22 protein-coding genes and 1 tRNA gene are annotated in these 22,915 nt (G+C 48.0%); 8 read left to right on the top strand and 15 right to left on the bottom strand.

Annotated features, from left to right (window positions below):
* Positions 1 to 5: 5 nt before the first annotated feature.
* Positions 6 to 278: a GIY-YIG nuclease family protein gene (locus tag FC47_RS07390; protein WP_006499142.1), complete on the bottom strand. Its 273-nt coding sequence runs from the start codon at positions 276 to 278 to the stop codon at positions 6 to 8.
* Positions 271 to 1,029 carry a tRNA1(Val) (adenine(37)-N6)-methyltransferase gene (locus FC47_RS07395; protein ID WP_006499143.1) on the bottom strand — a complete coding sequence of 253 codons (759 nt, stop codon included), beginning with the start codon at positions 1,027 to 1,029 and terminating at the stop codon, positions 271 to 273. Before FC47_RS07395 ends, FC47_RS07390 begins: the two co-directional genes overlap by 8 nt.
* Positions 1,030 to 1,165: 136 nt before the next feature.
* On the opposite strand from FC47_RS07395, the gene FC47_RS07400 reads away from it, so the two are divergent.
* Positions 1,166 to 1,804: a lysophospholipid acyltransferase family protein gene (locus FC47_RS07400; RefSeq protein WP_006499144.1), complete on the top strand. Its 639-nt coding sequence runs from the start codon at positions 1,166 to 1,168 to the stop codon at positions 1,802 to 1,804.
* 129 nt (positions 1,805 to 1,933) lie between these two features.
* Here the strand turns inward: FC47_RS07400 and FC47_RS07405 are convergent, their stop codons facing one another.
* A complete protein-coding gene (locus FC47_RS07405; protein ID WP_034540131.1) occupies positions 1,934 to 2,164 on the bottom strand; it encodes a YneF family protein in 231 nt (76 codons plus the stop codon).
* Between the two features lie 90 nt (positions 2,165 to 2,254).
* Positions 2,255 to 2,506 carry a DUF896 domain-containing protein gene (locus FC47_RS07410; protein WP_006499146.1) on the bottom strand — a complete coding sequence of 84 codons (252 nt, stop codon included), beginning with the start codon at positions 2,504 to 2,506 and terminating at the stop codon, positions 2,255 to 2,257.
* A gap of 166 nt (positions 2,507 to 2,672) precedes the next feature.
* On the opposite strand from FC47_RS07410, the gene lexA reads away from it, so the two are divergent.
* On the top strand, positions 2,673 to 3,299 hold the full coding sequence (gene lexA / locus FC47_RS07415; RefSeq protein ID WP_006499147.1) for a transcriptional repressor LexA: 627 nt from the start codon (positions 2,673 to 2,675) through the stop codon (positions 3,297 to 3,299).
* A 70-nt stretch (positions 3,300 to 3,369) separates the two neighbouring features.
* Here lexA and FC47_RS07420 read toward each other — a convergent pair whose 3' ends face one another.
* From FC47_RS07420 to FC47_RS07440, 5 genes are all read right to left on the bottom strand, one after another.
* Positions 3,370 to 4,536 (bottom strand): hydroxymethylglutaryl-CoA synthase, encoded by a 1,167-nt coding sequence (locus FC47_RS07420; protein ID WP_006499148.1) that lies wholly within the window; start codon positions 4,534 to 4,536, stop codon positions 3,370 to 3,372.
* A 10-nt stretch (positions 4,537 to 4,546) separates the two neighbouring features.
* Entirely contained in the window at positions 4,547 to 5,263 is a 717-nt protein-coding gene (locus FC47_RS07425; RefSeq protein ID WP_006499149.1) for a B3/B4 domain-containing protein, read from the bottom strand.
* A gap of 49 nt (positions 5,264 to 5,312) precedes the next feature.
* Positions 5,313 to 5,765 carry a MarR family winged helix-turn-helix transcriptional regulator gene (locus FC47_RS07430; protein ID WP_039944863.1) on the bottom strand — a complete coding sequence of 151 codons (453 nt, stop codon included), beginning with the start codon at positions 5,763 to 5,765 and terminating at the stop codon, positions 5,313 to 5,315.
* Positions 5,766 to 6,376: 611 nt separating this feature from the next.
* The gene (locus FC47_RS07435; RefSeq protein WP_056968516.1) at positions 6,377 to 7,102 is read right to left on the bottom strand and encodes a ribonuclease H family protein; all 726 of its coding nucleotides are present in this window, start codon (positions 7,100 to 7,102) and stop codon (positions 6,377 to 6,379) included.
* A gap of 14 nt (positions 7,103 to 7,116) precedes the next feature.
* Complete coding sequence (locus FC47_RS07440; protein WP_109588396.1) at positions 7,117 to 7,686, bottom strand: PAS domain-containing protein; 570 nt, start codon at positions 7,684 to 7,686, stop codon at positions 7,117 to 7,119.
* A gap of 107 nt (positions 7,687 to 7,793) precedes the next feature.
* On the opposite strand from FC47_RS07440, the gene FC47_RS07445 reads away from it, so the two are divergent.
* Complete coding sequence (locus tag FC47_RS07445) at positions 7,794 to 10,217, top strand: cation-translocating P-type ATPase (protein ID WP_056968517.1); 2,424 nt, start codon at positions 7,794 to 7,796, stop codon at positions 10,215 to 10,217.
* Between the two features lie 110 nt (positions 10,218 to 10,327).
* Here FC47_RS07445 and FC47_RS07450 read toward each other — a convergent pair whose 3' ends face one another.
* On the bottom strand, positions 10,328 to 10,948 hold the full coding sequence (locus FC47_RS07450; RefSeq protein WP_056968518.1) for a histidine phosphatase family protein: 621 nt from the start codon (positions 10,946 to 10,948) through the stop codon (positions 10,328 to 10,330).
* Positions 10,949 to 11,260: 312 nt separating this feature from the next.
* Here FC47_RS07450 and serC point away from each other — a divergent pair, with 312 nt between their 5' ends.
* Positions 11,261 to 12,343: a 3-phosphoserine/phosphohydroxythreonine transaminase gene (serC, locus tag FC47_RS07455; RefSeq protein WP_056968519.1), complete on the top strand. Its 1,083-nt coding sequence runs from the start codon at positions 11,261 to 11,263 to the stop codon at positions 12,341 to 12,343.
* Positions 12,344 to 12,355: 12 nt separating this feature from the next.
* Positions 12,356 to 13,531: a phosphoglycerate dehydrogenase gene (locus FC47_RS07460; RefSeq protein WP_033935038.1), complete on the top strand. Its 1,176-nt coding sequence runs from the start codon at positions 12,356 to 12,358 to the stop codon at positions 13,529 to 13,531.
* Between the two features lie 121 nt (positions 13,532 to 13,652).
* Here FC47_RS07460 and FC47_RS07465 read toward each other — a convergent pair whose 3' ends face one another.
* From FC47_RS07465 to FC47_RS07480, 4 genes are all read right to left on the bottom strand, one after another.
* Positions 13,653 to 15,425 carry an oleate hydratase gene (locus FC47_RS07465; protein ID WP_056968520.1) on the bottom strand — a complete coding sequence of 591 codons (1,773 nt, stop codon included), beginning with the start codon at positions 15,423 to 15,425 and terminating at the stop codon, positions 13,653 to 13,655.
* A 444-nt stretch (positions 15,426 to 15,869) separates the two neighbouring features.
* Positions 15,870 to 15,958 (bottom strand) — tRNA-Ser (locus FC47_RS07470).
* Between the two features lie 59 nt (positions 15,959 to 16,017).
* On the bottom strand, positions 16,018 to 16,653 hold the full coding sequence (locus tag FC47_RS07475) for a phosphatase PAP2 family protein (protein WP_006499926.1): 636 nt from the start codon (positions 16,651 to 16,653) through the stop codon (positions 16,018 to 16,020).
* A gap of 186 nt (positions 16,654 to 16,839) precedes the next feature.
* Positions 16,840 to 18,018, bottom strand: coding sequence for a thiolase family protein (locus tag FC47_RS07480; protein ID WP_006499927.1), 1,179 nt, complete (start codon positions 18,016 to 18,018; stop codon positions 16,840 to 16,842).
* Positions 18,019 to 18,223: 205 nt separating this feature from the next.
* Here FC47_RS07480 and FC47_RS10615 point away from each other — a divergent pair, with 205 nt between their 5' ends.
* The gene (locus FC47_RS10615) at positions 18,224 to 18,397 is read left to right on the top strand and encodes a hypothetical protein (RefSeq protein ID WP_155519158.1); all 174 of its coding nucleotides are present in this window, start codon (positions 18,224 to 18,226) and stop codon (positions 18,395 to 18,397) included.
* 101 nt (positions 18,398 to 18,498) lie between these two features.
* Here the strand turns inward: FC47_RS10615 and FC47_RS07485 are convergent, their stop codons facing one another.
* Entirely contained in the window at positions 18,499 to 20,328 is a 1,830-nt protein-coding gene (locus tag FC47_RS07485; RefSeq protein ID WP_056968521.1) for a monovalent cation:proton antiporter family protein, read from the bottom strand.
* A 94-nt stretch (positions 20,329 to 20,422) separates the two neighbouring features.
* Between FC47_RS07485 and FC47_RS07490 the strand changes: the two genes are divergently transcribed.
* Together FC47_RS07490 and FC47_RS07495 are read left to right on the top strand one after the other, a co-directional pair.
* Positions 20,423 to 21,835 carry a C69 family dipeptidase gene (locus tag FC47_RS07490; protein WP_056968522.1) on the top strand — a complete coding sequence of 471 codons (1,413 nt, stop codon included), beginning with the start codon at positions 20,423 to 20,425 and terminating at the stop codon, positions 21,833 to 21,835.
* 220 nt (positions 21,836 to 22,055) lie between these two features.
* The gene (locus tag FC47_RS07495) at positions 22,056 to 22,736 is read left to right on the top strand and encodes a DUF554 domain-containing protein (RefSeq protein WP_056968523.1); all 681 of its coding nucleotides are present in this window, start codon (positions 22,056 to 22,058) and stop codon (positions 22,734 to 22,736) included.
* The last annotated feature ends 179 nt before the right edge of the window (positions 22,737 to 22,915 follow it).

The following is a 22,915-nucleotide window of genomic DNA, read 5'->3' on the forward strand; positions in this document are numbered from 1 at the left end:
TTTAATTAAATTTTAATATTATGAGCACGCAGATATGCGATTTTCTTAGCGCGCGACTGATGTTTAAAATGCCATTCCGCACTCAGCGCATCATGCTGATTGTCAAACTCCTCATAGTACAAAAGCTTGAGCGGGTGACGCTTCTTGGGCCTGGTATACTTGGCTCCCTTGCCAGACTGGTGCATCGCAAACCGGCGCCAGACATCCGTGGAGTAGCCGCCATAAAGCGTGTGATCCGCGCAATAGAGAACGTAAAAATAATAATGCTGCTCAGACATTTGAGCCATTAAGCATCGCCTGCACTTCCGGACCATACTCACCATCTTCACCCGCTACGATCAACGGCGGCATAATCCGCGTCCCATTCGGCTTGCCGTCTTTAATTGCCTCGATCAGCACCATATTGGCTTCCATGCCCGGTTTGGGATAGACGAACTTGATCCGCTTGGGCGCCAATCGATGAGCCGTCATTGTCGCTAAGATTTCCGGTAGGCGGTCCGGTCGATGAACCAGATAGCCGCGTCCATTCATTTTCAAAAGGCCGCTCATCCGATCACAGACCATTGCCAGATCAATCGTCAATTCATGACGGGCAATGGCTAGATAGCGATTAGGATTTTTTTGACTGGCCGGCGCGTTCTTAAAATAAGGCGGATTGCACACCACCACATCGGCCCGATCCTTGGCTACGTATTGGTAGACGTTGGCAACATCATCATTGATCACCTCATAGCGGGACGTCAGATCATTTAAGACCACTGATCGCTGAGCCATGTCAGCTAGCCGTTCCTGCAGCTCGATCTCATAAAAATGGCCCCCCAGCTTATGATGCAAAAACAGACCAATTGCGCCATTGCCGGCACACAGATCCACGATTTTGATTTGCTGACGCTGATTGGGACGCACAAAATCTGCCAACAATACGGCATCCAGCGAAAAAGCAAAGACCTCGCTGGATTGAATGATTTGTACCCCTTGCGCACTGAGCTGATCAATACGCTCATTTGGCTTTAGCTGAACGGTTGTCATATTTTCCCTCACTTGATTGCTGTTATTTGATTTAACATGTTTTCGAATTATGCTATGCGTTTGTTTGCTTGCATGTTTGAGTATGGTTCGTCATACTAAATATATAAAATCACTTTAAAAATTGGGAGTTGTTTAAATGCTCTATGATTTCTTGGTTCATCTGGTCAATCCGCTTTTGACGCTGTTCAATGGCCGCCCCCAGATTGAACATAAAGATCGCCTTCCTGAGGGCAACTATATTATCGTCGCACCGCATCGTACCTGGATGGACCCGGTTTTATTGGCGCTGGCCGTTTATCCTAAAAAATTTACGTTCATGGCCAAAGAAGAGTTGTTTAAAGGGCGCTTTGCCAACTGGTTTCTGCGCAAGCTGGGCGCCTTTCCAGTCAACCGCAAGAACCCCGGCCCCTCTGCCATCAAAACCCCGGTCAGGCTGCTGAAAAACAGTGATCGCTCAACCATCATCTTCCCGACCGGCTCGCGCTATTCCAGCAAGATCAAAGGTGGCGCGCTGATCATCGCCAAAATGGCCAACGTGCCGCTGGTGCCTGCCGTCTACCAGGGACCATTGAAGCTAAGCGGCATCTTTAAACGGCAAAAGCGCAAGATCAGTTTTGGCGAACCGATCTATATTGACCGTAAAATGCGGCTGACCGATGAGAATCAGCAGGAATTGGAACGACAGATGCAGACGGCGTTTGATCAGCTGGATAACGAGCTTGATCCCAATTACCACTACTATATGCCAGAAAAGCCCAAAAACGATGACTTTTAATCAGGCTCATCATTTTTGAATTATAATTTATCCTGGCAATCGGCTCACCAGAATCTGTTGCCGCCCGTGATAATCTTTATCAATACTAATTAAAAAGGATCGATGCAGTGCACCGGTCCTTTTTAATTGCTATTTGCCTGCCTTGCGCGCTTGAGCCTTCATCGCTTGCATCATTTGGTGCAGTTTGCGATCTGAAGGTTTTTGGCCCATTTGCATCATCATCGTCCGCAGCATATCTTCAGAAATCGGCGGATTGTTACGCAGGTAGTTTTCCATGTATTTCCGAGCGCCAAAGAAGCCAACCAAAAGGCCAACCAGCAGCGCCAGGATGATCAACATGATACTAAGCCCAGTACTCATGGATGTTTCCCCCTTATTTTAGATAACGATACTAATGTTACACGATATCTTCGTCAAATAAAAGGCGCATTCGATGAATTAATCATTGAATTAGTCGTCGCGCAGCCCTTTTTTGCGTTGAATCTGCCGAACTTTTTCCGGTGTAACCTCTTTGCCATCCTTATCAAAGATCCGCATCATCTCAATATTTGAGCGAAAAGCCTCTCGGAAATTCTTGAGATATTGATCGCGCAGCTGTTTGCGTTCAGCTTTTTCGGCCACGGTCAGTCCTTCCGCTTTGTTTTTGTGTGCCAGCTCATTGATTCGTTTGAGCAGCTTTTCTTGTGCTTGTGAATCAGCCATAATTTTCTTCCCCTCTGCCTTAAACAACGATTTTTACGTTACTTAGTGTAGCGAACGCCGCATTATTTAGCAAGCAATCCGCGCCGTTAAGTTTCAACGAACGTATGTTTGAAAATATTTGGCAAGTATGATATAATTGCTCCAAATCTGAAAATGAGGTGGCAACATGGTAAAAACAGCAGCCAGCAAGCAAATGGCCGTTCTCAGCTACATTCATCAACAGGTCGCCACTCACGGCTATCCGCCAACCGTTCGCGAAATCTGTAAAGCTGTCGGCCTTTCATCTACATCTACCGTTCACGGGCATATCAATCGGCTTATCAAGAAGGGGTACCTGCAAAAGGATCCTTCCAAGCCGCGTGCCCTAGAGATTACGCCCGCCGGCATGGACGTCTTGGGAATTGCGCCAAAGCAGGAAAAAATTCCATTGTTAGGAATCGTTGCTGCCGGTGAGCCGATTCTCGCTGTCGAAGATGCAACCGATTATTTCCCGATCCCGCCTTCGATTCCGGACCATAACGATCTGTTTATGCTGCAGATTCAAGGTAATTCCATGGTCAACATGGGGATCTTAAACGGCGACAAGGTTATCGTTCGTAAACAGGATACCGCTAAAAATGGCGATATCGTAATTGCCATGAATGATGACAATGAGGCTACCTGCAAGCGTTTCTTCAAGGAAAACGGTCATTATCGCCTGCAGCCAGAAAACGATACAATGGCCCCAATCATCCTGGACCGGGTAACCATTTTAGGCAAAGTCGTTGGGCTTTTCCGCGATAGCATCTATTAAAAAAAGAGATGGGAATTTCCATCTCTTTTTATTATGGTCTGATTATCATCCGCTAGCGAAAAAGTTGTAGCTATCGTTGCTTGTCAACGTATTGGCGCTGATGATTCTTTTGACCGGCTAAGACGAAACGAGCCGGATCCGCACTGATGTCGTACTCAACATCTGCTTTATTCATTCCTAACTGGTCATTGAACTGCTGCTCATAGGCCGCAATCGAAATCAGCTGGCGTTCACTGAGATCTCCAGCCACGTTGCTCAGCTGTTCTTGATAGCCAGGCTGCAGAATCCCGCTGTAAAACTCGCCTTCCGCACCGGATCCATAGCTAAACAGGCCGATGCGCTCACCTTGCTTTAGATCAGGGTCATTTTGCAAAAGCGACATCAAGCTTAAATAAAGCGAACCGGTATAGAGATTGCCGACCCGGCGGCTGTAGTTTTGGCTGGCCAGCAGTGCCTTGCGCAGACGCCAGGCCGTTTGATCATCCCGTTCACCCAAGACAGCTTCCAAAGCTTTTTTGCCCATTTTAGTGAATGGCAGATGAAAAGCGATTGCCGCAAAATCATCCAGCTTGCGATCCGTTAATTTTTCATAGCGACTCAGCGTATGCTTGAAAAAGTCAATGTAGACGTTGGTCGAATACTTGCCATCAACCATGGCTTCAGTAGCATAAAGCGGCCGCCAAAAGTCCATCACGTCTTGCGAATAAGCAACGCTGGTCCGTTCAATTGCCAGGATCCTCGGTGCAGCCGTAATCAGCATGGCAACGGCCCCTGCTCCCTGCGTAACCTCGCCAGCCGTCTTTAAGCCATAACGCGCCACGTCAGCTGCAATTACCAAAACCGCCTTTTCTGGCTCAAGTGCCACCTGTCCTCTGGCAAACTGAATCGCAGCCGTTGCTGAATAACAGGCTTCCTTAACTTCAACGGTCCGTACATAGTCATCCAGATTCAGCAGCCGCTTAACATAGATTGCGCTGGCTTTGGAGTTGTCGATTCCTGATTCGGTAGCAACGATCACCGTGGCAATGCGCTCTCGATCACGTTCATTCAGCATTTTGTCGGCAGCAGCAACTCCCAGTGTCACGATATCCTGCGTAGGCGGTAAAACTGCCTGCTCGCTTTGACCAATGCCAATTAGATATTTATTGGGATCGACACCGCGCACTTTTGCTAATTCTGCCAGGTCAATATATTCTGACGTTGTCGCAAACGCCATCTTATCAATTCCGATCTTCATCTGCACTCACCTAGTCTACATCGGCAATCGGATTTTCTTTAGTCAAGTAGTGTGGTGCACTCGGCTTTTGACCAAAGTAGTGCTCAATCAGCTTTTGCAGCTCATCCATCGCCTCATGCGTCCGCAGAATCTGATCCTCATTAACTGCTTCCATAACGATGACCACGTTTTTAGAATCACTGGTCAGCATCGTGCGTTGAGCATCACGCCAGTTTAGACTGCGGCAAACAGCACCCTCATCGTCATAATAGAGAATCTCGCCTTCCCGAGCCGGATCATCCTTGTCGGCACCCACCGGTTGGAAGCTTTCGCCGCCTTTAGCCTTGCCCAGATGCATGTCACCGGCAATCTTGTCACGGTCTTCAATGCCAACCGGAACGCCATAGCGCAGCGAGATGCTGTTGTAGACGTCAACCAATGGCTCAATCGGTTCAAAAACGTGTCCTTGGCTGGCTCGTTTCAGCAGTGCCTCAATTGATGCTCGGGCACCCTTACGCTTAGGGAACTTGGCATAGGCTTCACGCCACTGTGCAACGACTGGATTATCACGGAAAGTTTCTTCTTTGGTGAACTTGGCTGATTCCGCGGTTGCCTGTTTTAATAATTCAGCACGTTCGGCCTTGTTTTCATCCGTATCATGGTTATCAATCCCATCAACGTACATAATTGCAATCTCTGCATCTGGAAAGACTTCCCAAAAACTTTCATCTACTACAACACGTTTCATAATAAAACTCCTTTACTCATTTAATGTCTTTATTATCTCTTAAATATCGTTAATAATTTCTTTGACCACCTGCTTTAACAAAATCCCAGTCTTTTTCGAGATTTTGGCGCATCCGCTGCAAGTAGTCGTGAGCCTGCTGCGCTTCTTGAGGTGAAAAGCCTTGCAAAGCCACTTCATTGGAATGCTCGTTTTCACGAATGATAAACGGGTATAATTCCGCTCCTTTTTTCGTGACGTACATTCGCTTGATACGATGATTGGCCGGATCGGACCGTCGCACGATCAAGCCGTTTTTTTCCAGTTTGGCAACTGCTCTGGCAATCGTTGTTTTATCCATCAAGATTAATTTTGCCAAATCGCGTGCAATAATGCCAGGGTGCTCATAGATTCGAACCAAATATACGAATTGACCGCGTGCCAGATCCAGCTTCTTAAATTCCGCGTTAGCCATGGCATCTAGAGCTCGCGATGCCATTCCCATCTCGCGTAATACATCGATCAAAGCTTTTCCCCCTTTCTTGCTCAATTATTATATCGATTATCGGTTGCAATTGCAACTTTAAACCAAAACATGAAAATTATTCACGAATTTTCTTATAAAATTTCAGATTAGGGGTTTTCTTTTACACGGCAGTATAGTAATATAATTAACCGTAAGGAGTGCCGACATTCACTTCTTTCTTGACTACCAGCTATTTGGTGCGGTTCCGTTTCTTTAAACTGCGGGGAATCGTTATCTGATAGCTTTTTTTATTTATACATATTGAATAGTCACCATCAACTATAATCAGCGTCAAACTGCTGGCAGGTTAATTCAGGAAAATCCTCGTGGTCGCAAACCTACTGGACTTGTGAAAATTCAAATCTGGAGCGGTTGCGAGGGTTGCAACTACCTACTTCGCTCCGATTTTTGTGCATAAAGCCGTAAGCAAGACTGTGCAGCTTAACATCCCTGTCCAAGGCTGCGTCAAGTTCAGCCTGGCTACTTAAAAAGCACTGGCGGTCACGATCTGGTTTGAGTCTCTTTGATCGCCGCATTTCGTCATTAAAACTGCAAAAAACTCGTTTGATCCGCCATAACGCGCGACCAAACGAGTTTTATTTTAATCAAATTTAAGCTTTAAGATTGTCCATCGTTGAATTCAGCAACTGATCGACCGTAACGTTACCGTGACTGTTGGCATGTCCCTTGGTCCATTTAAAGCGCAGCTGCTTGAATTTTGGCAGGAGTACACTCACCTCGGCCCAAAGTTCTTGATTGGCAACCGGCTTGCCGCCAGAAGTCTTCCAGCCGCGCCGCACCCAACTGTACAGCCACCCTTTATTGATCGCATTTAAAACGTATTGCGAGTCGAGAATACCCTCAATCGGCTCGTTTTGCAGGTTTAACTCAAGCAGACGCTGCAGACACTTTAAAAGCCCCATGCCCTCCATGCGATTGTTGGTAGCACCCAATTCACCAGCCGTATCGGTGATTTTTAAGCCATCCTCAAACCGAATCAGATAGGCCCAGGCTGCGAGATCATCTTGGTGAACGTGATCGCCCCGTCGATTGCCGCGATTGCGTGAACCGCCATCCGTATAAAAAACAATCGTCGGAATAAATCGGGGGCTCTGTTCTTCGCCGAATAGATCCAGACTGGTCTGTGTTGCATGCTTGACGGCCCGCGGCTTGCTCTTTTCCGGCTGCTGCAGCCATGCCAAAGCCTCTTCTCTGGTCATAAATCCCTTGAAGCGCGCATTAGCAAAGCCAGCAACCTGTTTTTGGCATTCCGGCCAGCTGGTGTAGATGCCGGGCTTTTTGCCACGGCGCACGGCATAAAACTTTTTTGAAGCCAAATCAATTCCCCCTGCTATTGTTCTACTGAAGCGCCAGAAACCGCGTCCTGCGTCTTGTCCGGCGTCTGGATGTCGGCAAGCTGCTCGCCTTTTTGTAAACGATTAGCATGGATTGAAGCCGCCGATACGCCATCAATTATTTTACCATCAACTATCCCATGTTCAAAATCATGGGCTTCGCAAAGCTCGCAGATCCGCTCAACGTCCTCGGTAACCTGTAGCGCACCCAGGTACTGATTTTGAGCATCACGAATTGCATAATAGCGAATCAAAACACGATGCCCGTCCATGACCTGTGGCGATTCAACCACGTCTTTTGTGCCAGTATGCAAAGCTTTTAAAACCTGCTTGACCAGTGGCTGTACAGGCTTAGGGTGACAACCCAGCACCGAATGCGTCAGGCGTTTCTGCAGTCGGTCGTTGTCGCGCCACGGGTTGGGCGAATACCAGACATATTCATCATTTTTGTTAACGTAATCCAATTCATATGGCATGTGGGCAAAAATTGCCGCGGCTTCTTTTAGCGTCAGCCGGCCGCTAAAAAACGTGATTGCGCCGCGTTCAAAAGTCGGTTCTGTGCTCATATCAACCATCCTCTCAAAATCGTTCTTAATTTATCTTAAAGGTAACCGTACCAAATCGCAAAGAATGCTAAAATAAAATTAGAATTAAAGCAGAAAGGGATGATTGTATGCGCAGACATCATCAACAATCAGCAGCCGCTAAAGATGAACGGGTCGAGCACTTCAATGCCGCTCCTGATACCGGCTTAACCAAAGATCAGGTGGCGCAGCGGACCCAGGCAGGCTTGACCAACACCGCGATCAATACAACCTTTAAAACCACGCGGCAGATCATCTACAGCAACACGTTTACTTTTTTTAACCTGATTTTCGTCGTTTTAGCCGTTTTATTGGTCATGGTTCGTTCATTTAAGGACATGACTTTTCTGCCAGTTATCATCGCCAACACCGTCATTGGCATTATCCAGGAATTACGGTCCAAAAAAGTGCTGGAAAAACTGACGGTGCTAAATGCTGCCAAAGCAACGGCAATTCGTGATGGCAAATCGATTCAGCTGCCGACTGATCAACTAGTTTTAGATGACATCATCGAACTGAAAACCGGCCAGCAGATTCCAGCCGACGCCCAGCTTTTAACCGGCTCACTCAACGTCAATGAGTCGCTGCTGACCGGAGAGGCTGATGAGATTGCCAAGCATCCCGGCGACAGTCTGATGTCAGGCAGCTTTGTCGTTTCCGGTTTGGCACGCGTACGCTTGACGCATGTCGGCGCCGATTCATATGCGGCTAAGCTGACAGCCAAGGCGCAAAAAATGGATACGACCGAAGAATCAGCCATGATCAAGTCACTCAATCGGCTGATCAAATTCGTCGGAATCATCATCATTCCAATTGGTGCCGCGCTGTTTTATGAATCATACGTGCATAACGGCAATACGCTCAAGCAAAGCATCGTTTCTATGGAAGCAGCTTTGATCGGTATGATTCCAGAAGGGCTCTATCTATTGGCAACCGTTGCGCTGGCTTTAAGTGCCATGAAACTGGCGCAGCAGCGGGTCTTATTGCACAGCATGAAAAGCATTGAGACCCTGGCCCGCGTTACGGTACTTTGCGTTGATAAAACCGGGACGATCACCGAAAATCAAATGCAGGTCCAGCGCTTCTTTGCTGCTCAGCAGGCGCAGATTGACGACAATCGGCTGCGCAGTCTGATCAGTGATTTTTGCGCGGCCATGCCTGGCGACAACTCAACGATGAAAGCAATGAAAGAATACTTTACGCAAGGCAGCGGACGCCAAGCTGATCAAATCGTGCCGTTCAGTTCAGCCTGGAAGTACTCGGGCGTGGGCTTTGGTAATGAAAGCTACGTCTTAGGCGCGCCGGAAATGGTGTTAAGAGAAAGTGCCGCCATGTTTAGCAGCGAGTTTGAGCCCTATGCCAAGCAAGGCTTTCGGGTCCTGGTATTCGGTCAGTATCAAGGGCAGCTGACCAAAGCCAGTCTCAGTGCGCCGGTTACCCCATTAGGATTCATTTTGCTGAGAAATCCCGTTCGTAAGACTGCTCCAGCCACTTTCCGCTATTTTGCCGAACAAGGCGTCAAGATCAAGGTTATCTCGGGTGACGATCCATTAACGGTTGCCAGCGTAGCCAAACAGGCACAGATCGAAGGCGCGCAAAACTGCGTCAGTGCAGCTGCTTTAACCGATGATGAATACGAAAGTGCTCTGCAGCGCTACACCGTTTTTGGTCGGGTCACGCCAGATCAAAAGCAAAAATTCGTCACCGCGCTGCAAAAGCAAGGTGAAGTCGTTGCCATGACTGGAGATGGCGTCAATGACATTTTAGCCATGAAACGAGCGGATACCAGTATTGCCATGGCTTCAGGCAATGAGGCCACCATGAATGCCGCTCAGATGGTGCTGCTTGATTCTGACTTTGCCAAAATGCCACAAATCGTAGCCCAGGGACGGCAGGTTGTCAATAACATCGAACGATCAGCCAGTCTGTTTTTGGTCAAGAACATCTTTTCACTGCTTTTATCCATCTTTACGCTGGTTTTTGCCTTCAACTACCCGCTCGATCCTTCTCACATCACGCTGATCAGCCTGTTTACGATTGGGACGCCCTCATTTCTGCTGGCCCTGGAAACTAATCATCAGCGCATCCATGGCAAGTTTCTGCCCAACGTTTTGCGTCGCGCCCTACCTGGTGGGATCACTGATATGTTTACGGTTGGCGTCATTGTGGTTTGTGGGGCCTTGTTTGGCCTCAGCCGCCAAGACATCTCAACGGCCTCAACCATGATTCTGGCCGCGGTCGGCTTTATGGTGCTCTACCAGATCTGTCATCCACTTAACAAATTCCGCAGCATCATCTTTTATGGCTGCATCATGGGTCTTTTAGTCTGTGCGTCGCTGTTTGGCAGTCTGTTTGGCATTGACCACGTTTCGGCAGTTGCCCTGGGATTTGCCTTCGTACTTTCTTTGACCGGCGATTCCAGTCTGACCCACCTGACGCGCTGGACGGATCTGGTTTACGAGCACTTTTTCGCCAACCTTGGTCAAAAGCCTAAACATGCCATGCAAAAGTGAACTAGCAGCGTTTCCAACAGTTCAGCCAACCATCTTGACGGCTGTTCTTAAACGTCAGCAAACAATTAAAGACGGGTCTCGCATAACGCGTGATCCGTCTTTTTGATAACTTAGAATCCTTGTGTGGAACGGTTGTAATAGATCAGATGCTGCTCAAGCGTGGTGGGTTCAACAATCAGTTTAGTAACGCTGCAGTTTTCTGGTTCCAGAATCGTCAAGCCTGGCGCATGCGTGGCACTGGCCGCAAACGAGCGGACCGTAAAGCCATGCGTAACGACTACGACTCGCTCGTCTGGATGCTGAGCCGTAACGTCTTTAATAAAGTCCTGGACCCGTTTTTCAACATGTGTAAACGTCTCGCCATGGGCAACGGCAGCATATTCAGGACGCACATCTTTAACAAACGTCGAAAACAATTCTGGATATTGATTCATCAGCTCATCATTGGGCTGGCCATCCCAGTCGCCATAAGAAATCTCCAGCAACCGCCCGTCTTCGATGACTGGCAGCTGTGCCTCCTCATTTAGAATTGCCGCGGTCTGCTTGGTGCGTTCCAAAGGCGAAACATAAAGCGCATCAAAATCACGCAGATCAAAATTTTGGGCCAGAAGCTGTGCCTGCGCGCGTCCCTCATCAGTCAGATAAGTCTGCGGCGTATTAATGGTTCCCTGCTTGAGCCCAGCCGCATTGGCAAAAGTGCGGCCATGGCGAACGATGTAAAATTCGGTCATATTCTTTTCCTTTCGACTTTGGTTTTTGGTCATTATACCAGAATCAAATTTATTATTGACGTTTTTTTGCAATCAGATTATAATTTTGTTAACAATAATTAATAATTTGATGAGGAGGGAACTGAACATGCTGCTGAATAATTTTAATTTTGCATTGATGGTTTCCTCATCACGGTCTTCCCGCATTTAGAAGGCCGCATTTTGAGTTGGCCTTCGCGATAAGTGAGGTCAATTCAAATCCGAGACTGAATTTGGATGGCACTCACTTAATCAAGTGGGTGCTTTTTTAGTTTAAGATTTGGAGGAATGACAATGACTGTCTATAATTTTGCGGCTGGTCCGGCTGTGCTGCCAAAAGAAGTTCTTAAAAAAGTTCAAGCTGAATTGTTAAATTTCAATGATTCTGGTATGAGCATTCTGGAAATCTCGCACCGTTCTCAGCTGTTTGTCGACGTTTATGAGGATGCCAAAGCGCGCATCTACAAATTGATGAATCTGGATGATCATGAATATGACGTTTTGTTCATGCAAGGCGGCGGCACCACGCAGTTTACGGCCGTACCATTAAACCTTACCTATCAACATCATCGCGCCGCTTATATCGACACTGGTCACTGGTCTGAACGCGCCGTTGAAGAAGCACGCTTGCTCAAAGGCGTGGAAGCCGATATTCTGGCATCCTCTAAAGACCATCACTACACCACCCTGCCAAAAGTACCAGCCATTCCACAAAATACCTATGACTACGTACACATTACGACCAACAACACCATCATGGGTACGGCTTGGCAAGAACTGCCGGAAACTAACGGTACGCCGCTGGTTGGCGACCTTTCTTCCAACTTCTTAGGTCAAGACTATCCGTTTGAAAAATTCGATCTGATGTATGCCGGTGCGCAAAAAAATCTGGCTCCTGCTGGCGTCACGATCGTAATCTTGAAAAAGTCGCTGCTGGGTCATGTCAAGGGGCTGCCAAGTATGCTCGACTACACCAAGCAGGCCGCTAAAAAGTCCGCGCTCAACACGCCGCCCGTCTTCCAAATCTATGTTGCCGGGCTGGTTTTGAAATGGATCGATGAACAAGGTGGTCTTAAGGCCATGGACGCTCGCAACCGCAAGAAGGCCCAATTGCTGTACGACTGCCTGGATAACTCCAAGCTGTTCAAAAACAATGTCGATCCTCGCTATCGTTCGCTCATGAACGTGCCATTCGTAACTGGTGACGCACAGCTGGATGCTAAATTCGTCAAAGAGGCCCAGGAACACGGTCTATTGAATCTAAAAGGTCACCGACTCGTTGGCGGCATGCGGGCAAGTATCTATAACGCCATGCCATATGATGGTGTCGTTGCTTTGTGTGACTTTATACAGCAATTCGAAAAAGAAAATCGCTAGGAGGAATCTTTCATGTACCAGATCAAAACCTATAACGCTATTGCTCAAGCCGGACTTGATGAATTTACGGCTGATTACCAGATCAATAATCCCGAGGCTCAACCGGATGCCTACATGATTCGCAGCGTGGATCTGCATGATCATGAATTTCCCAAGAGTCTGAAAGTTATCGCGCGCTGCGGGGCCGGCTTTAACAATATCCCATTAGACAAAGCTCTTGAAAACGGCACGGTCGTCTTCAACACGCCTGGCGGCAATTCCAACGCCGTTAAGGAACTGGTCGTCGCCTCGATGATCATGGCCAGTCGGAACATCATCGCTGCCGTTCAATGGAGTGCCAATGCCAAGCCTGGTGCCGATATTACGCTGCGAACCGAAAAGCAAAAGACCAGCTTCAACGGGACTGAGCTTTTAGGCAAGCGCATCGCCGTCATTGGCATGGGCCACGTTGGCTCGCTGGTTGCCAACGCCGCCGTTGATCTGGGCATGGACGTCATCGGCTATGACCCTTATCTTTCCGTTGAATCGGCTTGGCAGCTGGAAAGTCAGGTCAAACGCGCGCAGACAATTGCCGATGCTATCAAAGGCGCCGATTTCGTAACGGTTCACGTTCCTAAAAATGAAGAAACCACTGGACTGATCGGCACGGAAGAATTAAAGCATTTCAAGCACGGCGCCGTTTTGCTCAACTACTCGCGACTGGGAATCGTTGACAATGCCGCTGCCGTCAAGGCCCTGGCTGATGGCACGCTGAAAAAGTACTACACTGACTTCAGCGAGGCTCAGATCCTGAATAATCCTAATATCGTCATCATGCCGCATATCGGCGGCTCAACGGTCGAAGCTGAGGTCAAGTGTGCGCAGATTGCAGCTCACGAAATCATGACCTATCTGGAAACCGGCAACATCAAAAACTCGGTCAACCTACCAGATGTGGCTGCCCCCTTTGCCAGTCCTGATCGTTTCACGCTGATTCACAAAAACATCCCGAACATGCTGGGGCAGATTTCGACGTTTATGGCCGATGAAGGCATCAACATTGAAAACCTGGTCAACCGTTCGCGCGGCAATTATGCCTATACGATGCTAGACGTTTCGAACCTCACGCCGGCAACCGCGCAAAAAGTGATTGACCGTTTAAGCCAAGTCGATGCCATCACCCGCGTCCGCTTGATTCATCATGACTAGTCGCTCAATCAGCAGCCATAAGTCTGATCATTTAGCTTAATTTATTTACTCAATAGCAAAAGACCACCCGCAAATCAGCGCTGGTGGTCTTTTAACGTTCTGGTTATATAAATTGCTTCAATCATTCAAGCAGATGCTGCTCTTTGAGAATTTCTTCGATCCAGGTTCCCTTCAGTTTGCGCAGTGCCGTCTTGGCAGCCAGCTTCGGTACTGGCAGATCCATCTCCGGCAACGTCTTCTTGTCGCTTAAGTAGTACAGTGCCCTCAGCTCTTGGCGAATGTCAAAGACGGAATCAAATACTTCAGGAACGCCGCGATCAACGTTAAAGAGTGTGTAGACGGCTTCCATCGCGGTCCGAACCGAGTATTCCGTGGTAAAGACCGTGTCGCGAGTTGGCGATTCGGCAAAGTTGCCCAAGAAGGCCAGGTTTTGTGATCCCTTTGGCACGACTGCCGGCCGATCACCCTTTTTACGCAGCTGGAAGTAGCTGGTAACGTAAGGCATGTAGACTGGTACAGTATTGACGTCATTTTCCGCATAGCCTTCGATGTCGTCAACGGGAACGCCCAGGTGGTAGAGCAATTCTTCAGTAATCTCTTTGCCTGAGCAGTCCACGACCCGTTTCTTGATGTAGTTGCCTTCCGTATCGGAATAAAGCGCGTAGATCCAGACAACCGTTTCATCCGGCTTTTGGTCCTTAAAGTGCGGCTGTCTGTGAATCGTAAAGCTCAGCATCCAGTTCGAATCGGTAACCGTGATGATCCCACCAGTGTTAACCTTGCCATCATAAAGACTGCGCTTGGTCAGCCGTTCAAAGTATGGCGCCAGCTTGCGGTCTTTGAGCGTTGCCGTAGCCGAGATGAACCAGGCACGGTCAGGAACGTTCTTGCAGAAGACATCGGGGTGACCAAAATCGGCATCCTGATAGGAAAGATTCTCCCACAGCTTCCAACTAGGCCCTAAGCTGTGCGTAATCGGTGCCGGCGTGTTCTGATCGCCATAAGTTGAACTCTCGGTAATTGAGCCATTGGTAACAAAGACATAATCGTTGTCGGTCAAGACGATTTCTTCATCCTTGCCATCCTTGGTCAACAGAATCTTTTTGGCAATCTTCTTGTCATTGCTGGTATCAACCAAGACATTGTTGACCACGGTGTCGTATTGAATGTCGACATTATGATCCTGCAGATATGCCAAGACTGGCTTAGTCATTGACTCATACTGGTTGTATTTATTGAATTTCAGGGCACTCAGCGTTGGCAGACCATCAATATGGTGAATATAGCGCATGCAGTAGCGCCGCATTTCAATCAAGGAGTGCCACTTTTCAAAGGCAAACATGGTTGACCAGTACAGCCAGAAATTGGTGTCGAAGAATTCATCTGGGAACCAGTCGCCAATCGTTTTGCCCTCTAACTTATCTTCTGAGGTCAAAACCAGCTTAACGATATATTTTGAAAACTTCTCAACGCCATACTTGCCATCACTAGGTACCCGATCGCCGCGATTATGAATCAGGCGGCAGTTTGAAGAGTTGGGATCATCCTTGTCCAGCCAGTAGTATTCATCCAGATAAGAAGCGCCTGGAATCTCCAGTGAAGGAATTGAGCGGTACATATCCCAAAGACATTCAAAGTGGTTTTCCATTTCACGGCCACCCCGAATGACATACCCAACGCCAGGACGCTTCTCGCCATCCAGTGAGCCACCCGCAACCGGCAGTTCTTCTAAGATATGAATGTTTTCGCCAGGCATCTGAGCATCACGAACCATGAAGACGGCCGCTGCTAAACCAGCCAGCCCGCCCCCAATAATATAGGCGTGTTTCTGTTCGATTCCCTCAGGCTTGCGAGGACGTGCAAATGCTTCATAATTACCGTTGGAATAATACATAAAAACCCCTCCAGTGTAAAATAATCCTTGCGAAAGCGATAACATCAGTTTATACGTTTAGTATAACGCTTACAAAATATTGGAACAAGTTCAGATTACCGATCTGTCTATTGATGAATCAGATTAACTAAAATGTGCAGAAATCGTCCTAAAAAGCAGCCCAGACTGCATTATTGCTAATGAATAATTGCGTTTTTCTGTTTTAGACCAAAAAAGCACAGAACGGCGGTAAGTTTCCGCAATTCTGTGCTTTCAGGTTTTAGCCCTTAAACTAATTAATGAATAAATTCTGCAATAGCCCCAAAAACAATCCCTGCTTTTGAACAACTGTATTAGGTGTCCATCAGGTGTCCCAACTTTTCAATTTAGAGTGATTACTAAAACCCCAAAACCTATCATATCAAGGCTTTGGGGTTTCTAGTTAGTTTTAGATGTCTCTGAAAAAGGAGAGTACAGGATTTGAACCTGCGCGCCCGCTCAACACGGGTTCGCCGGATTTCGAGTCCGGTGCATTACCACTCTGCCAACTCTCCATAAGTCAACGCTAACTAGTATAGCGAATTTTTACAGATTTGACAAGAGTGATCAGTAATTATTTTTGAATTTCGGTAAGCCAATTCATAAAGCGCTCTTTTTGCGAGTTGGCGACCAGCCACCAGCAAAGCGCCAGCAACAAGCCAGCCCAGACGTCACTGGCATAGTGAACGTGCAGATAGACGCGCGAATACATAATCAGCAGGATCCAGCCGGCACCAAGCATCCCGCCAAGCAGTCGGCTCCAGTTTGACTTGAGGTGCGGCCAAAGCAAAGCCAAAATCGTTAGGACAAAAATTACGGTTGCAAAGGTATGGCCACTGGGAAAGCTGTAGCCGCCGATCTTTTCTAATCGATGAGCAGGACGCGGCCGCATTACGCTGGTCTTAAAGAAAATCACCAGCAGATATCCTACAAACTGCATGGCGCCATACCACATGCTGCTGCCAAGCTGTTTTTTCCACCATAAAATCAGCATCATTACCAGCGTTACCGGTCCTAAAAACTGGGGCGAGCCTAATGCAGTGATAAAAAGCATAATACGAGTTTTCATGGCGGTAATTGGCATCGTTAAAGCAAACCCAGCCTGGTCCATGGTTTTGATCTGGGAGTCATGACGCAAAACGGCAAACATGAAAGCCAGAAAAAACAAACCGCAGACAACACCAAAATCAATCCAACGCGACTTTTTCATAATCAAAATCCTCTCAAAACTTTGCATCTAAGATAATATTTTACTATTTTTTCATTCCTTTACCAATGCCTAATCCGCGCCAATTATTCCTTCTGATCGTAATTTTGCTAAGTCAACACCCGTTTGACCGCCAAACTAAAAAACAGCCAGATTCGTCAAAGACGCGTCGGCTGTTTTAAGATCTTATTACGCCTTTTCAACCAGACAGGCCACGCCCATGCCGCCGCCAATACACAGACTGGCAATCCCGGTCCGTGCATCAAGATCCCGCATTTCATGGATCAGCGTTACCAAGATCCGCGCTCCCGAGCAGCCCACCGGATGACCCAGCGCCAGTGCACCGCCACGCGGGTTGACGCGCCGTTCATCCAGCTTGAGTCGGCGCAGGCAGGCAACCGATTGTGAGGCAAAGGCTTCGTTGATTTCATACAGATCAACATCCTCACGACTGATCCCCGTCTCGTTGAACAGTTTTTCAATTGCATAGGCCGGTCCCAATCCCATGTATGCCGGATCAATACCGACCAGGGTTGTCGCCTGCCACTCTGCTAACGGCTGCAGCCCATATTCCTTGACTGCCGATTCAGAAGCCAGCATGACGGCCGCCGCCCCATCGTTAAGTCCCGAGGCATTCCCAGCTGTAACCGTTCCCTCACTGGCAAAAGACGGCTTTAATTTCTGCAATGCTTCAATTGAGGTGTCCGCGCGCGGTGCCTCATCATCTTTAACGATCATCGTACCTTTGCGAGTCTGAACCTCGACTGGGACGATTTCGCGATCAAAGGCATGATCTTTTTGTGCCGCCACTGCTTTTTGATGACTGCGCAAGGCAAATTCATCTTGAGCCTGACGACTGATTTGATCAAGTTCAGCCACGTTTTCCGCGGTAATTCCCATTGGATAGCCGTTTTCGACATCAATCAAGGCATCTTTTTGCAAGGCGTCAATCAGCTGACCATCACCAAAACGATAGCCGCCACGAGCCTGATTTAAGATATACGGTGCTCGCGACATGCTTTCCATCCCACCAGCAATCACAATGCGGGCCTGATTTGATTGAATCAGACCGGCCGCCAGACTGACACTGGACAGACCTGAGCCGCAGACGTCATTAATCGTAATTGCTGGCGTGGCATAGTCTAGGCCTGCCTTGATCGCGGCCTGACGAGCTGGATTCTGGCCAGCACCGGCTTGAATCACGTTGCCCATTAAAACCTGATCAACGGCCTCTTTGGTTACGCCGCTGTCTTTGACGACGGCGGCAATTGCAGTTGCACCAAGCTCTACAGCAGAAACGCCAGCCAAAGACTTGCCAAATTTGCCGATTGGCGTTCGCCGAGCAGCAACGATATATGTTTTTTCCATCAAATTCCCCCACAGCATGAAATCTTGCAAACGTATCCTAGTTTATCGATTTTCACCGTTTAGTGCAATTAATTGCCCCATAAACTGGTGGCTACCTTTTGAGCTGAGGCTTTATTAATCGCGAATTGTCCAAAAGATGATTAATGATTGTTAATCTCAGCTGAATATATGGTAAAGTTTTTTATGAATACGTGAGGTGAATAATATGTTTTGGATAATTGCAACCGGCTGTGTGCTGCTGGCCGTTTTAATGCCGATATACTGGAAACGTCATCCAGAAATCAAGACCACGCCTAAGGGACTGCGAATCTTTAAAGCAGTTGCCTGGGGGCTGGCTGCCGTCATGATTGTCTGCGCGCTGCTATTTGAGCAGAAATAATCAAACCAGCATCCCGTTGCCAGCCGATTTCAGCAATATAAAAAAACAGTGCCATTGCAAGCTTAATCATCAGCCTGCCGTGACACTGTTTTTGATTTGGCTTAGTTGCGTTTGCGCAGTTCAGCCCGAATATTGGCAACATCACTGGCTTTACTGGTAAAGATCAAGTGGTCGCCAGGTTCGATCACCGTCGTCCCCCGTGGAATCAGCCACTGCGTCCCGCGGCGAATCCGACTGACCGTCATCTGATCGATAAACGGCAGAGCCTGCAATTGCTGACCTGTATAACGACGATTGCGGACTACGACTTCATAAAGCCCGGCTTCGGTACTGTTAAGCATCGTCATAATAGATGGCGATTCAATCAAAGCCCGTAAGACACTGGTTTGTACGTTGTAGACATTAAAGATCTCAACCCCCATCTTTTGCAGCTTGTTGCGCTGGTCCTCATCCAGATTGCGCTGATTTTGACCGGCGATTACGCGGTTGACGTGATGCGCTTTGGCAAGTTTAGCCAGCCGGAAATTCTTGGCATCATCCAGATAGTCAATCGCCATAATGTCACAGTCAAAAAACTTGCCCTTTTCTAAGGCGGCTTCGCTTAGTTCCGGCAGATAGGTCAGATTTTTAACTTCACTGTCATAGGTTTTATAATTGTCTTGACTGTCCGTAACCATTCGTACCTCATACCAGTTACGCGACAACTGCTGAGCGACAGGAACACTGAAGACGTTCGTACCCAAAAAGACGACACGCTGTTTGAGCTTGTCTTCTGGTGCGAGACGGTAGACCGAGTTAAAGACGATTGGCGCAATAATGCAGACAATTACTGCCGCCAAGACAAAGGCATCTGACTGTGTCGCGGTAATGGCATGCAGATTGCGTGCGACCTGCAGCGTTGGCAGAACCAAGGTGATCGTCGTAACCAGCAGGAAACCGCCAGCAAATGCATTCCGCCCATTGAAGCGCTGCCGAAAGACCAGCATTGGCGTAATCTTTGCCAGAATAAAGCAGACTACCAGTACTGGAATCAGCGCCAGAGCACGCGGATTGGTCAGCAGCGTGCGCAGATTCAGCTTGACACCGGTCATCAAAAAGAAAATCGGGATGAAAAAGCCGTAGCCGATTGAGGTGAGCTTGTCTTGAGTAGCCTCACTGGGCTCAAGCAGCTTCATTACCATCCCGGCCAAAAAAGCACCCAGGATGTTTTCGGCTCCCACCGTCTCCGCCAGCGTCACCAGCGTAAAAATCAGAAAGAAAGCCAACCGAATGTCCAGTTGTGTTGTTGCTTTGGTAACCTTGTTAAACCAGATAAACGGCTGCTTGAAACGATGCAGCAGCAGAATCGCCGCCAAAAACAGCAGCACGATCATCCATAAGCGCTCAGCATTGCCACCGTTGATCGAGGCATATACCGTCAGCGAAAGCATGGGAACGACCTCGCCTAAGACCGCCGTCAAAAGAATCGTCTGTCCCATTGGCCGGCTGAGGATCTCTTTTTCCTTCAGCGTGGCAATCACTACGCCCAGCGCCACCGTTGAAAAGATGATCGTCGCCAGCAGAACGTCATTGAACATTCCAGTTGCCTTCAATGCCATTCCAAGAATAAACGCCGTCAGCATGATGCCGACAAATGAGGCAACCGCCAGATTAACCGGCGACTTTTTGTCTTTGGGTGCCCCAGGCCGCTTTTTGAACAGGCTGAAGTTGATCTCCATCCCTGACAAAAACATCAAGACGATCACGCCCAGACTCGATAAAAAAGTCAGGTCACGGGTTTGCACAACCAGATTAAAACCGCTTTTGCCCAAGATGATGCCCACGATAATCTCGGCCACCGCGGTAGGTACGCTGGCAACCTTAAAGTGCGCCATCAATATTGGAATCAGCAGGGCTGAAAACATAATAATAAACATTGAAAGCTGTTCCATTATTTAATTTCCTCCACTTTTTGTTTAATTTTATTGATTGTTTGGGTTAAAATAAATACATAAAGTTACAAAATCCAAATAAGGGGACCTGAAAATGTCACAAAAACTATCGGCATGTACCAGCATTCTGATTGGTAAAAAGGCCAGTCGCGATGGCTCAATCATGATCGGCCGCAATGAAGATGCCAAGGCAGCCTGGCCAAAACGTCTGGTTGTTCACGCGCGCGGCGAGATGCCATCTCAATTCGTTTCTAAAGATACCAAACTTGAGCTGACGCTGCCTAAGATCAGTGCTCGCTATACGGCAACGCCAGAATGGACCGACAAGTACGGCTTGTTTGAAGAAGCCGGCATCAATGAATACGGTGTAGCCATGAGTGCAACCGAAAGCGCCTATTCCAACGATCTGGTGTTAGGCTATGATCCACTCGTTAAAGAAGGCTTAAACGAAGAGGCCATGGTTACGGTTGTTTTGCCATACGTCAAGACTGCTCGCGAAGGGGTGCAAAGACTTGGCGAGCTGGTTGCCAAATACGGAACCGGCGAAACCAATGGCATTTTGTTTGCTGACGATGACGAGGCCTGGTATCTTGAGACTGGCGCTGGTCACTACTGGGTTGCCCAGCGGATTCCCGATGACTGCTATGCTGTCGTTGCTAATCAATTAGCCATCCAGGAGATTGATTTTAACGATCCAGACAACTTCATGTACCATCCTGGAATTCAGGAATTCGTCGAAAAGAATCATCTCAATCCGCACCCTGGTATCTTTAACTTCCGCCAGATCTTTGGTACGGCTGACCGTTCAGATGCCGTCTATAGTGAGCCGCGCGTTTGGTATGGTCATCAAATGTTCAGTCCCAAAGCTGCGCAAAACGAACAGCCGGAAGCTGCCGACCTGCCGTTTTTGATGAAGCCTGAACGCAAGCTGTCAATCTTTGACGCCCAGGCCTACCTTGGCTCCCATTATGAAGGGACGCCGTTTGATCCAATTGGTACCGGTTCGGATGAAGAAAAGCACCGCTACCGTCCCATCAGCCTGGCTAAAACGCAGGAAGCCCACATTCTGCAGACGTCCCGCGCCTCCAAAAACAGCATTCACTGGATTGCCATGGGGGTCGCCAATGAATCAACGTTTGTTCCATTCTTCAGCAACATCAACGACACTCCAGCACCATACAAGCGAGGCAAGCTGCCGGCTCAGCTCAACTCGGCATACTGGATCTTTAAGCATGCCAGTGTTTTAGTCGACAGTCACCTGCACGATTTTCTGCCAATGCTTCGCGATGTCCAAAAAGACTGCAACGCCAAGGCTATTGCCATGATTCAGGCAACCGACGAAAAGGCAGCTGGTCTGGCCGGCGCCAAACTGACCAACTATTTGACGCGTCAGTCAGAAAACTTCGCAACCGACGTTTTAAACGCCTACCGTCAGCTGAGTCTCGAATTGATCACCAAAATGACTGATTACTGTCCTTTGAATTTTAACACAGATGAAAACCTGTAATAAATAATCTCATCTTGATAAAAGACTGACGGTGTCCTGCACACATGTCAGTCTTTTTTTAAATCAGTACTCAACTTCTTGACTCTTTAATTGATCGTTTCAGAGTCTGTGGTAATTTCTTTTTTATAACGATTAAATAAGCTAAAATAGTTAAGTATGTTCAAAATGTCTGGCTGATGCTGCTCAGTCTGGCAGATTAACTTAAAGCGAGGTTTTTTAAATGATCGGAATCTGGGCCAACGTTGGCGCGGTAGTTGTCGGTACTGCAATCGGCTGTTTTTTTAAGCAGTTCTTACAGGAAAAATACATTGAGACCCTCTGGATAGCATTAGGCTTTGCTGCTCTTGGCGTTGGACTGCAGTCGGTCATCAGCAACATGCCTAAAAGCAGCTACCCGGTCCTTTTTATCATCAGCCTGGCAGTTGGGATCCCGCTAGGCACCTATTGGCAACTGGATGACCGTTCCAACCACTGGCTCAGCACGCGTTTTTCCTCTAAGCTTGGCGAAGGCGTGGCCACGGCAAGCTTTTTAGACTGCATTGGTGCTTTAGGGATCTTAGGACCAGTCGTTGCCGCAACCAATGGCAATCAGACGATGCTTTATACCAACGCCATGCTGACGCTGGTCTGCGGCATTATTTTTGGGACCGGCTTTGGCTGGGGGATGCTTTTGGAAACGCCGATCGTTTTAGTCTGGTTTGGCGGCATCTATTTAATCGCCAAGTTTCTGTCCGCCAGTTTCTTTTCCAATGCCTTCGTGGTTGAGGAATCAATCGTTGGCGGCTTTCTGATTGCCGCGTCTGGCTTCTCGCTGTTAAAAATCAAGGAGTTCAAGACGCTGGACATGCTGCCATCCTTATTGGGACCGCTGGTGTTCTTTTTGTTTAAAAACATCTTTTAGCCGGATTGGCAGCGATCGGCTTAAATCCGTTCCAGCTCTCCTTCATTGATTGAAAAGCCATCACCATTTAAAAACTCGCCTCAAGCGGCTGTTATGCCCTTTGAGACGAGTTTTTTTAGCAGTAGCATCCATAAAATGAGTGCCAGCCGTGGTGTACGCATGGCAGCCAATGCATGGAC

This window comes from Limosilactobacillus mucosae DSM 13345 (assembly GCF_001436025.1).
GTDB classification, from domain to species: Bacteria; Bacillota; Bacilli; order Lactobacillales; family Lactobacillaceae; genus Limosilactobacillus; species Limosilactobacillus mucosae.

What these genes read in the sequence shown, in the direction of transcription:
- FC47_RS07390 (WP_006499142.1), bottom strand. Translation starts at nt 278, where the DNA reads ATGTCTGAGCAGCATTATTATTTTTACGTTCTCTATTGCGCGGATCAC.
- FC47_RS07395 (WP_006499143.1), bottom strand. Translation starts at nt 1,029, where the DNA reads ATGACAACCGTTCAGCTAAAGCCAAATGAGCGTATTGATCAGCTCAGT.
- FC47_RS07400 (WP_006499144.1), top strand. Translation starts at nt 1,166, where the DNA reads ATGCTCTATGATTTCTTGGTTCATCTGGTCAATCCGCTTTTGACGCTG.
- FC47_RS07405 (WP_034540131.1), bottom strand. Translation starts at nt 2,164, where the DNA reads ATGAGTACTGGGCTTAGTATCATGTTGATCATCCTGGCGCTGCTGGTT.
- FC47_RS07410 (WP_006499146.1), bottom strand. Translation starts at nt 2,506, where the DNA reads ATGGCTGATTCACAAGCACAAGAAAAGCTGCTCAAACGAATCAATGAG.
- lexA (WP_006499147.1), top strand. Translation starts at nt 2,673, where the DNA reads ATGGTAAAAACAGCAGCCAGCAAGCAAATGGCCGTTCTCAGCTACATT.
- FC47_RS07420 (WP_006499148.1), bottom strand. Translation starts at nt 4,536, where the DNA reads ATGAAGATCGGAATTGATAAGATGGCGTTTGCGACAACGTCAGAATAT.
- FC47_RS07425 (WP_006499149.1), bottom strand. Translation starts at nt 5,263, where the DNA reads ATGAAACGTGTTGTAGTAGATGAAAGTTTTTGGGAAGTCTTTCCAGAT.
- FC47_RS07440 (WP_109588396.1), bottom strand. Translation starts at nt 7,686, where the DNA reads ATGAGCACAGAACCGACTTTTGAACGCGGCGCAATCACGTTTTTTAGC.
- FC47_RS07445 (WP_056968517.1), top strand. Translation starts at nt 7,794, where the DNA reads ATGCGCAGACATCATCAACAATCAGCAGCCGCTAAAGATGAACGGGTC.
- FC47_RS07450 (WP_056968518.1), bottom strand. Translation starts at nt 10,948, where the DNA reads ATGACCGAATTTTACATCGTTCGCCATGGCCGCACTTTTGCCAATGCG.
- serC (WP_056968519.1), top strand. Translation starts at nt 11,261, where the DNA reads ATGACTGTCTATAATTTTGCGGCTGGTCCGGCTGTGCTGCCAAAAGAA.
- FC47_RS07460 (WP_033935038.1), top strand. Translation starts at nt 12,356, where the DNA reads ATGTACCAGATCAAAACCTATAACGCTATTGCTCAAGCCGGACTTGAT.
- FC47_RS07465 (WP_056968520.1), bottom strand. Translation starts at nt 15,425, where the DNA reads ATGTATTATTCCAACGGTAATTATGAAGCATTTGCACGTCCTCGCAAG.
- FC47_RS07475 (WP_006499926.1), bottom strand. Translation starts at nt 16,653, where the DNA reads ATGAAAAAGTCGCGTTGGATTGATTTTGGTGTTGTCTGCGGTTTGTTT.
- FC47_RS07480 (WP_006499927.1), bottom strand. Translation starts at nt 18,018, where the DNA reads ATGGAAAAAACATATATCGTTGCTGCTCGGCGAACGCCAATCGGCAAA.
- FC47_RS10615 (WP_155519158.1), top strand. Translation starts at nt 18,224, where the DNA reads ATGTTTTGGATAATTGCAACCGGCTGTGTGCTGCTGGCCGTTTTAATG.
- FC47_RS07485 (WP_056968521.1), bottom strand. Translation starts at nt 20,328, where the DNA reads ATGGAACAGCTTTCAATGTTTATTATTATGTTTTCAGCCCTGCTGATT.
- FC47_RS07490 (WP_056968522.1), top strand. Translation starts at nt 20,423, where the DNA reads ATGTCACAAAAACTATCGGCATGTACCAGCATTCTGATTGGTAAAAAG.
- FC47_RS07495 (WP_056968523.1), top strand. Translation starts at nt 22,056, where the DNA reads ATGATCGGAATCTGGGCCAACGTTGGCGCGGTAGTTGTCGGTACTGCA.